Source organism: Arthrobacter humicola, from assembly GCF_039531445.1.
Classification (GTDB): domain Bacteria; phylum Actinomycetota; class Actinomycetes; order Actinomycetales; family Micrococcaceae; genus Arthrobacter; species Arthrobacter humicola.
The window spans coordinates 91,847-101,053 of sequence record NZ_BAAAQB010000019.1 but is presented as its reverse complement, the minus strand read 5'-3'; the positions used below and the strand labels follow the sequence as shown (position 1 = coordinate 101,053).

Below are 9,207 nucleotides of genomic sequence, written 5' to 3'. Positions count from 1 at the left end.
CCGGCAGGGTTCCTAGCGGTAGAGGGCGGGCTTGGCGTTGAGCTTCACGGCGACCTTTTCGGCGTTCTTCTGCGCCTCGACGCCGGCCTCGCAGCAGGCGGCGGTGGCGTAGCCGTCCCAGGCGGTGGGGCCGCCGATCTCGTCGCGGAGGGCCGCGTCGACCCAGGACTGGATTTCGACGTCGTACGCCGCCCCGAAACGTTCCTCGAAGCCGGGGGTGACGTTGCCTCCCCAGTGGCCGTTGCTGCGGGTGTAAGGGCCTTTGTCCCTGCCGATGCTGACGATGCCGTCCTCAAAGGAGGCCTGGGTGGCCACTTCGTAGCCGAACTTCGCGTTCACGTAGATCTCGACGTCGGCCAGGACGCCGGACTCGGTCTCGATCAGGACGTGCTGCGGGTCGTGCTGACCAGCCGGGGCGTTCCTGGTGGGCTTGCCGAGGCGGACCTGGACCGAGGTGATTTCCTCGCTGGTGAAGTAGCGGATGGCGTCGAACTCGTGGACCACGGAATCGTTGATCAGCATCTCGTTGGTGAAGCCTGCAGGGGTGGTCGGGTTCCGGTGCTGGTGGTGCAGCATGAGCAGCTCGCCGAGTTCGGAGTCGCGGATGATCTTGCCCAGGGCGGCGTATTCGGCGTCGAAGCGGCGCATGAAGCCGACCTGGATGCGCTTGTGGCCGAGCTTTTCTTCGGCCTCGACGATCTTCCACGCGGACTCGGCGTCCGGGGTGAGCGGCTTCTCGCAGAGGATCGGGATGTCCTTGGCGATCGCCTTGAGCAGGATGTCCTCGTGCAGGAAGCCGGGGGTGGCGATCAGCACGGCGTTGACGTCGCCGTTGTTGAGGGCTTCCTCGGCGTCGGCCAGGGCGACGGCGCCCGGGATGCCTTCGATCGCGGCCTGGGCGCGGGCGAGGTCGACGTCAACGACGGCGGCAACTTCGGCGCCGTGGATGCGGGTGTTGAGCCGCTGGATGTGGTCTGCTCCCATACGGCCGGCGCCGATGACAGCTACGCGGAGGGTCTTGGTCATGATTTTGTCCTCGGTTCTAGTTGACGGCGGTGCGGGAGCCGCAGGAGAGCAGGTAGTTGCGGGTGCGCTTGGCGATCGGCATCGGGACGTCGAAGGCCACGGGGTACATGTCCTGTTCCACAATGCCAAAGATCGGGCGGTTGAGCGCCTCGACGGCTTCGATGACGGCGCGCAGGTCCGGCAGGCCGTTCGGCGGCTCGGTCATGACGCCGGCCAGGTTGGCGGCGGCCCAGGTCATGTTTTCCTCGTTGACCTTTTTGAGGATGTCCGGGTTGATCTGCTTGAGGTGCAGGTAGCCGATCCGGTCCGGATAGTTCTTGATCAGGTCGAGGCTGGAGGCCCCGCAGTATTCTGCGTGGCCGGTGTCCAGGCAGAGGTTGAGGTATTTGGAGTCCGTGGCGGCGAGAAGGGTCTCGATGTCCTCCTGTGCGCCGACATGGGAGTCTGCGTGCGAGTGGAACTGTTGCTTCAGGCCGAAGTCTTCCAGCAGGGTCTTGCCCAGACGGTTGTGGCCCGTGAAGAGGTCGCTCCACGCCTTCTCGGTAAGCGTGCCGCTCTCGACGGCCTCGCCGGTGACGTCGTCGCGCCACATCGCCGGGATGACCACGATGTGTTCCCCGCCCATCGCGGCGGTGAGTTCGGCGACCTTGCGGGCCGGCTCCCATGCGGTTTCCCACTGGTCCAGGCCGCGGTGGAAGGCGGTGAACACGGTGCCTGCGGTGACCTTCAGGTCGCGGGCCTTGAGTTCTTCAGCGAGGCGGGAGGGGTCGGTGGGAAGGTAGCCGTAGGGGCCCAGTTCGATCCACTTGTAGCCGGATTCGGCGACCTCGTCCAGGAAGCGTTCCCACGGGGTCTGCTGCGGGTCGTCCGCAAACCAGACGCCCCAGGAGTCCGGCGCGGTGCCGATGATCAGCTTGTTCTCTGTCATTTCCATTCCTTCTCATCGATTGCTCCGCAGGTGCCGTTTTGGACGCTCAAAACGGCGGTTGTGGAGCAGTCGATCGTGTTTGTTGGGTGGGCCCACGCCGCCAGTGTTCCCTGGCGGTGGGGACTAGTTGGAGGGGAAGTTGTAGGAGGCGCCGGAGGCGTGGTGGGTTTCGGGCCAGCGGGAGGTGATGACCTTGCCGCGGGTGTAGAAGGAGACGCCTTCGGGGCCGTAGATGTGCTTGTCACCGAAGAGGGATGCTTTCCAGCCGCCGAAGGAGTGGTAGGCCACCGGCACGGGCAGGGGCACGTTGATGCCGATCATGCCCACCGTGACGGAGCGCTGGAACTTCCGGGCGCTGGCGCCGGAGGAGGTGAAGATCGCGGTGCCGTTGCCGTACGGGTTGGCGTTGATCAGGGCGATGCCGGCGTCGAGGTCCTCGACGCGGACCACGACCAGGACCGGGCCGAAGATTTCCTCGGTGTAGGCGGTCATCCCGGCCGTGACGTGATCCAGGACGGTGGGGCCGACCCAGAAGCCGTCCTCGTGGCCGGGGACGACGAGGTCGCGGCCGTCGACCACCATGGCGGCGCCGGCGGTTTCGGCTTCGGTGACGATCCGGACGATGCGTTCCTTGGAGGCGGGGGTGATGACCGGGCCCATTTCGGCGTCGGGCACGGTGCCGTTGTTGACCTTGACGGCCAGGGCGCGTTCCTCGACCTTCTTGACCAGCAGGTCGGCGGCGTCGCCGACGGCGACGGCAACCGAGATGGCCATGCAGCGTTCGCCGGCGGAGCCGAAGGCGGCGGCGGCGAGGTGGTCGGCGGCGTTGTCGAGGTCGGCGTCGGGCAGGATGATCGCGTGGTTCTTCGCCCCGCCGAGGGCCTGGACGCGCTTGCCGTGCTTGGTGGCGGTCTCGTGGACGTACTTCGCGATCGGGGTGGAGCCGACGAAGGAGATGCCGTCCACGTCCGGGTGGGTCAGGAGGCCGTCGACCGTTTCCTTGTCGCCGTGCAGGACCTGGAAGACGCCGTCGGGCAGGCCGGCCTGCTTCCACAGCTTGGCCAGGAGCATGGAGGCGGAGGGGTCGCGTTCGGAGGGCTTGAGGATGAAGGCGTTGCCGGTGGCGATCGCCATCGGGGCCATCCACAGCGGCACCATGACCGGGAAGTTGAACGGGGTGATCCCGGCAACGACACCGAGGGGCTCGCGGAAGGAGAAGACGTCGATGCCGGTGGAGACCTGGTCCGAGTAGTCGCCCTTGAGCAGCTGCGGGATGCCGCAGGCGAACTCGATGACCTCCAGGCCGCGGCCGATCTCACCCTTGGCGTCGGAGAGGACCTTGCCGTGCTCGGCGGTGATCAGCTCGGCGAGCTCGTCGATGTGGGAGGCGACAAGTTCGCGGAACTTGAACAGCACCGCGGTGCGCTTGGCCAGGGAGATATCGCCCCAGGTGTCCGCAGCCTTGCGGGCCGCGGCGACCGTGGCGTCCAGGTCCGCCCGGTTGGCCAGCCGCAGCTCCGCGGAGACCGCGCCGGTCGCGGGGTTGTAGACGGGCTGGGTGCGGGTGCCCTCGCCGGAGGTTTCGGCGCCGTTGATGAAGTGGCTGATGGTGGTGACGGTCGTCGTTGACATGGTGATGGACTTCCTTGGTCTGTGGCTGTTCGTGGTGGTGAGGGGGTCAGCCGAGCAGCTTGCGCTGGCGGTTCTTGTGGTCGACGTAGGTCTGGAAGGCCTGCTTCGTGGATTCGAGTTCGGAGACCTGGGAGACCGGAACGTCCCACCACGACTCGGAGCTGGGGGCATCCAGCAGCGGGTCGGATTCGACGTGGATGACGATCGGGCCGCCGTTTTCCGGGGCGGCCTTGGCGTCGCGGATGGCCTGCTCAAGCTCGGCGATGACCTTCTCGCCGGGTTCGATCCGGATCACCTTCACGCCGAGGGACTCGGCGTTCAGGGCCAGGTCCACCGGCAGCCGCTCGCCGTCGTCGAAGCTGTGGTGTTCCTCGTCCAGGGCCCGGTACTGGGTGCCGAAGCGCTGCGAGCCGAGGGACTCGGAGAGCGAGCCGATCGAGGCGTAGCCGTGGTTCTGGATCAGGACCACGATCAGCTTGATCCGTTCGGCGACGGCGGTGACGAGTTCGGTGTGCATCATCAGGTAGGAGCCGTCCCCCACCATCACGACGACGTCGCGCTGCGCCCCGCCCTTCGCGGCTTCGGCCAGGGCGGCACGCTTGACGCCGAGGCCGCCGGGGATTTCGTAGCCCATGCAGGAGTAGGCGTATTCGACGTGGTAGCCGAACGGGTCCCGCACGCGCCACATCTTGTGCAGGTCTCCGGGCAGGGACCCGGCGGCGCAGATGACGACGTCCGCCGCGTCCATGGCGCGGCTCGTGGCGCCGATGATCTCGTTCTGCGCGGGCAGCGGGGTGAAGCGGGTGTCGAAGGCCGCATCGACGGTGGCGTTCCAGCGGGTCTTCTCGTTCGCGATCTGCTGTTCGAGGTCCGCGCCGATCCGGTAGCCGCCGAGGGCCTGGTTCAGCTTCACCAGGGCCTTGCGGGCGTCCGCGACGATCGGCAGGGAGGTGCCGTGTTTGTAGGCGTCGATGGCGGCGACATTGATGTTGATGAACTTCACGTCCGGGTTCTGGAACGCGGTCCGGGACGCGGTGGTGAAGTCCTCGTAGCGGGTGCCGATGCCGATGATGAGGTCCGCTTCGGCGGCGATGGCGTTGGCCGCCGTCGTGCCGGTGGAGCCGATCGCGCCGAGGGAGAACTTGTGGTCCCACGGCAGGACGCCGACGCCGGCCTGGGTGTTGCCCACCGGGATGCCGGTCAGTTCGACGAATTTGGCGAGTTCCTCGTTGGCGTAGGCGTAAAGGACGCCGCCGCCGGCGATGATCAGGGGGCGCTTGGCGGCGCGGATCGCGTCGGCGGCGCGGCGGATGTCCTCGTCGTCGGCGTCGGGGCGGCGGATCCGCCATTCGCGTTCGGCGAGAAATTCCTCGGGCACGTCGAAGGCCTCGGCCTGGACGTCCTGGGGCAGCGAGATGGTGACCGCACCGGTCTCGGCCGGGTCGGTCAGGACCCGCAGGCCGTGGTGGAACGCCGAAAACAGCTGCTCGGGCCGGGAGACCCGGTCGAAGAACTTGGACAGCGGCCGGAAGGCGTCGTTGACGGTGATGTCGTAGGCGTAGGGCTGCTCAAGCTGCTGCAGCACAGGGTCGGCGGCACGGGTGGCGAAGGTGTCACTCGGCAGCAGCAGGACCGGCAGCCGGTTGGTGGTGGCCAGCGCCGCGCCGGTGAGCAGGTTTGAGGAACCCGGGCCGATCGAGGTGCTGATCGCGAACGTCTGGCGGCGCCGGGTGTGCCGGGCGTAGCCGACAGCCTGGTGTGCCTGGGCCTGTTCGTTGCGGCCCTGGTAGTACGGCATGATCGTCGGATCGAGCTGCTGGTACTGCTTGAGGGCCTGGCCGACGCCGGCAACGTTGCCGTGGCCGAAGATGCCGAACGTGCCCGGAATCAGGCGTTCCCGGAAGTCCTGGCCGCCGATCGAATCGACGGTGTACTGCTTGGACAGGTATTCCACGACAGCCTGGGCGACTGTCATTCTGCGTGTTCCTGAGGCAGTTCTCATTCCCATGGGAAGTTACTCCGATGCTTCTTCGGTGGGGGTGGATTCGGTGCGGGGATCGTCCGTGTGGTGCAGCAGCGAGGCGGCGGTTGCCACGGCGCCGGCGACGTCGCCGTCGTGCGGGTAGAGCAGGGTCCGGCCGACCGTGAGGCCCTGGACACCCGGCAGGGCCAGGGCCGCCTGCCAGCTGGCGAAAACGTCCTCCTGGCTGCCCTCGGGGTCTCCTCCGAGGAGAACGGTGGGCATGGTGGTAGACGCCATGACACGTTCCATCTCGGCCACCACGGGGAGCTTCATCCAGGTGTAGGCGCTGGTCGCGCCGAGGCCTTCGGCGATGGCCACCGACTTGATGACGGCGTTGGTGGAGAGGTCGTTGCGGACCTTGCCGTTCTCGCGGACGGAGAGGAACGGTTCCACCATGGCGATCAGCTTGCGCTCGGCCAGGGAATCGATGGCCCGTGCTGTTGCTTCCAGGGTGACGACGGTGTCCGGGTCGCCGAGGCAGATGCGCGTGAGCATCTTGCCGCCGTCGGCGCCGAGGGCCTCGAGGGCGGCCGCGGTGTGGCCGGTGAAGCGGTCATCGAATTCGTTGACCAGGCCGGAGAGGCCGCCGCGGTTCATTGAGCCGAAGAGCAGTTTGCCCTCGAGCGCGCCGAGCAGGAGGAGGTCGTCCATGATGTCCGGCGAGGCCAGGACACCGTCCACGTCCGGGTTGGCCAGCGCAATCTGCAGGCGGTCCAGCAGCTGGCGGCGGTCGGCCATGGCCACGGGATCGCTGCCGACCGCGAGGGCCCCGCGGGCGGGGTGGTCGGCGGCGACGATGAAGTTCTGCTTGCCGGCCTTGACGCCGGGGTGGCGGCGCCGGGCCTTCGCGGCGCGGGCGATCGCGTCCGGGTCTTCGAGCCGGATGATGCTCAGGTGCTCGTAGCGGCGGGGGTCATCGCCCAGCGTGAGGGTGGCGGCGGCCGGGTTGACACTCACAGTGTTGCTCCTTCGGTGGCGTAGGAACCCGGCGCCAGACGGCCGCGTTCGGCGAGCAGGCCCGTGACTTCTTCCGGCGTCGGCATCGCGTCGGCGCAGGACAGGCGGGAGGCGACCAGGGCGCCGGCGGCGTTGGCGAAGTCGAGCACCTGGGCCAGCGGCCAGCCGGAGAGCAGACCGTGGCAGAATGCCCCGCCGAAGGAGTCGCCGGCGCCGAGGCCGTTGACGGTTTCCACCGGCACCGGGGCGGAGACGATGCGTTCGGTGCGGGTCTTGGCCATGACGCCTTCCGGTCCAAGCTTCACGACCGCGATTTCGACGCCGGCGGCGAGCAGCCGGTCGGCCTGTTCGTCCGGGGTGCCCTCGCCGACGGCGACGGCGCATTCCTTGTCGTTGCCGATTGCCACGGTGACGTGCGGCAGGATCTTGGCGACCTGTTCCCGGGCTTCCTCCTCGGAGGCCCAGAACATCGGCCGGTAGTCGAGGTCAAGGATGGTGAACTGGCCTGGCTTCAGCCCGGTGCGTGGACGTGCCTCGTGGGCCTTGATGTGGGCCGTGCGGCTGGGCTCCTGGCAGAGGCCGGTGACGGTGGACCAGAAAATTCCGGCGTCCCTGATGGCGTCCAGGTCCAGTTCCTCGGCCCTGATCTGCAGGTCCGGCGCCGTGGGGAACCGGCCGTAGAAGTAGAGCGGGAAGTCTTCCGGCGGCTTGATCGCGCAGAACGTGACCGCAGTGGGCCACTCCTTGACTGCGGTGACGTAGGAATCGTCCACGTTGAACTTGCGCAGCTCGCGGTGCAGGTACTTGCCGAAGGCATCGTCGCCGGTGCGGCTGATGACGCCGGTGCGGCGGCCATGGCGGGCAGCGGCGACCGCTACGTTGGACGGGGATCCGCCAAGGTACTTTCCGAAGGACGTGACATCCTCCAGATCCACCCCGATGTCGTTCGGGTAGATATCAACGCTGATTCGCCCGATCGTGAGCAGTTCGTGGGTCACGGTGATCGTGGACCTTTCTGGTGTGAACTCGGTACCTTTTCGCAGCCTGAGCTTCGGTGCTTAGGGGCCGGCGTGAGCCGGGCCACATCCACTACTTTGCCCTAGAATCCATGTACTGTCAAAGGTTTGTACTGACATATTTACAACTTGACACGGGACGCACTAACAGCGCCGTGGAGTGGCCGTCCTGACCGTGGCAGGACGGCCCTCGGCTACTAACTGGGGACCCCAAGTTCGCCGGTCATGTACTGGGCCCGGCCAAAGCCGAAAGACCAGTCCCCGGCCGTGTTTTCGACGTAGCCAATGAAGACGTCCTCGCCGGAAACCCCTACGGCGGCCAGCCTTTCCGCGATGGCAGCAAACAGGGACTGCTTGGCGGGCTGGCTGCGCCCGGCCTGGGTGAAGATCTGGATCATCACAACATCCGGCGTCCGGTCAAAGCCGAGGCCGGCGTCCTGGGCGACGATCTGCCCGGCCGGGTGTTCCGTCAGGATATGGAAGTAGTCCCGTTCCGGAATGCCGTATTCAGCCACGATCGCAGCGTGGATTCCCTGGCTGAGTCCCTGCAGCTGCTCCGTGGTGCGGCCCTGATTGACGTCGATTCGCACGAGAGGCACTCGCATCTCCTTCGGTAGTTTGTCCTGACATACTAACAAACTTCACGCTGGAGACGCAAGGATTCCCGGGGGGCTCGCAGTGTTGGGGTATTGCGCGGCTCGGAGTGTCGGCGTAGCGTTAACAACCTAGAGGTTGATCAAGCAGTTAGTTGATTAATTAGTTAGTTGATTACTGAGCAGGTGACTACTGAAGAGGAGGCACCCGCCCCATGTATTCCAGCGACGACGGCGAACTCGACGCGGCCTTCCTGGCCCTCGCCGATCCCGTCCGGCGCCGCATCATTGCCCGGCTCAGCCGGGGTCCGGCCACCGTCAACGAACTGGCGGAACCTTTCGGGATCACCAAACAGGCGGTCTCGAAACACATCCAGGTCCTCGAGAAGGCGCAGTTGGTCACGCGCACCCGTGACGCCCAGCGCCGGCCCGTTCACCTGAACCCCGCACGGCTTGAGGCGCTCACCGCCTGGATCGACCAGTACCGACTGATCCGCGAGGGCCAGTACCGCAGCCTTGACGCCGTGCTTGAAACCCGCGCCGCGCAGGGCGGCACACAGGCAAAGGACGCATCATGAGCAACGCACTGACGCTGAAGGTCCCCGCGGGACTCCCCTTCATCGACTTCGAGCGCGACTTCGACTTCCCGGTCTCCGAGGTCTTCCGGGCGCATCAGGACCCCGAACTCGTCGCCCAGTGGCTCGGGCCGCGGAGGATGCGCATGACCATTGACCACTACGACTTCCGGACCGGCGGCAGCTACCGCTACACCCACACCGCGCCGGACGGCAGCGCGTATGTTTTCAGCGGCGTCTTCCACACCGTCCGCGAGAACGACTTCGCCATCCAGACCTTCGAGTTCGACGGCTACCCGGATGTGGTGAGCCTCGATTCCATGACCTTCGTGGACCTGGGTGGCGGCCGGTCCCGGCTCATCGGCCACGCCGTCTACCCCAGCGTGGAGGCGCGCGACGGCATGGCGCAGTCCGGGATGGAGGGCGGCATGTCCGAGGGCTACGATCGGCTCGAAGA

Annotated in this window: 9 protein-coding genes; 2 read left to right on the top strand and 7 right to left on the bottom strand. The window is 66.8% G+C overall.

The genetic code is table 11. The features are described from left to right. Positions 1 to 12: 12 nt before the first annotated feature. The 7 genes from ABD243_RS06915 to ABD243_RS06885 all read right to left on the bottom strand — a co-directional run bounded on the left by ABD243_RS06915 (position 13) and on the right by ABD243_RS06885 (position 8,181). Positions 13 to 1,026 (bottom strand): Gfo/Idh/MocA family protein, encoded by a 1,014-nt coding sequence (locus ABD243_RS06915; RefSeq protein ID WP_344363648.1) that lies wholly within the window; start codon positions 1,024 to 1,026, stop codon positions 13 to 15. Positions 1,027 to 1,042: 16 nt separating this feature from the next. After that, on the bottom strand, positions 1,043 to 1,954 hold the full coding sequence (locus ABD243_RS06910; protein ID WP_344363646.1) for a sugar phosphate isomerase/epimerase family protein: 912 nt from the start codon (positions 1,952 to 1,954) through the stop codon (positions 1,043 to 1,045). A 123-nt stretch (positions 1,955 to 2,077) separates the two neighbouring features. Then, positions 2,078 to 3,586 (bottom strand): CoA-acylating methylmalonate-semialdehyde dehydrogenase, encoded by a 1,509-nt coding sequence (locus tag ABD243_RS06905; RefSeq protein ID WP_344363643.1) that lies wholly within the window; start codon positions 3,584 to 3,586, stop codon positions 2,078 to 2,080. A 46-nt stretch (positions 3,587 to 3,632) separates the two neighbouring features. Continuing rightward, positions 3,633 to 5,561, bottom strand: coding sequence for a 3D-(3,5/4)-trihydroxycyclohexane-1,2-dione acylhydrolase (decyclizing) (iolD, locus tag ABD243_RS06900; protein ID WP_344363641.1), 1,929 nt, complete (start codon positions 5,559 to 5,561; stop codon positions 3,633 to 3,635). Positions 5,562 to 5,600: 39 nt separating this feature from the next. Further along, positions 5,601 to 6,566 carry a Cgl0159 family (beta/alpha)8-fold protein gene (locus tag ABD243_RS06895; RefSeq protein WP_344363639.1) on the bottom strand — a complete coding sequence of 322 codons (966 nt, stop codon included), beginning with the start codon at positions 6,564 to 6,566 and terminating at the stop codon, positions 5,601 to 5,603. Next, positions 6,563 to 7,564, bottom strand: coding sequence for a 5-dehydro-2-deoxygluconokinase (gene iolC, locus ABD243_RS06890; RefSeq protein ID WP_344363636.1), 1,002 nt, complete (start codon positions 7,562 to 7,564; stop codon positions 6,563 to 6,565). Before iolC ends, ABD243_RS06895 begins: the two co-directional genes overlap by 4 nt. 215 nt (positions 7,565 to 7,779) lie before the next feature. Then, on the bottom strand, positions 7,780 to 8,181 hold the full coding sequence (locus ABD243_RS06885; RefSeq protein ID WP_344363634.1) for a tautomerase family protein: 402 nt from the start codon (positions 8,179 to 8,181) through the stop codon (positions 7,780 to 7,782). 209 nt (positions 8,182 to 8,390) lie between these two features. On the opposite strand from ABD243_RS06885, the gene ABD243_RS06880 reads away from it, so the two are divergent. Both ABD243_RS06880 and ABD243_RS06875 read left to right on the top strand, forming a co-directional pair. Then, positions 8,391 to 8,753 (top strand): ArsR/SmtB family transcription factor, encoded by a 363-nt coding sequence (locus ABD243_RS06880; protein ID WP_344363631.1) that lies wholly within the window; start codon positions 8,391 to 8,393, stop codon positions 8,751 to 8,753. Continuing rightward, positions 8,750 to 9,207 (top strand): SRPBCC family protein (locus ABD243_RS06875; RefSeq protein WP_344363629.1); only part of this gene is annotated, 458 nt, incomplete at its 3' end. The genes ABD243_RS06880 and ABD243_RS06875, both read left to right, overlap by 4 nt.

Bases quoted from the DNA above. Each gene is read 5' to 3' on its own strand.
- ABD243_RS06915 (WP_344363648.1), bottom strand. From the start codon at position 1,026: ATGACCAAGACCCTCCGCGTAGCTGTCATCGGCGCCGGCCGTATGGGA.
- ABD243_RS06910 (WP_344363646.1), bottom strand. From the start codon at position 1,954: ATGACAGAGAACAAGCTGATCATCGGCACCGCGCCGGACTCCTGGGGC.
- ABD243_RS06905 (WP_344363643.1), bottom strand. From the start codon at position 3,586: ATGTCAACGACGACCGTCACCACCATCAGCCACTTCATCAACGGCGCC.
- iolD (WP_344363641.1), bottom strand. From the start codon at position 5,561: ATGACAGTCGCCCAGGCTGTCGTGGAATACCTGTCCAAGCAGTACACC.
- ABD243_RS06880 (WP_344363631.1), top strand. From the start codon at position 8,391: ATGTATTCCAGCGACGACGGCGAACTCGACGCGGCCTTCCTGGCCCTC.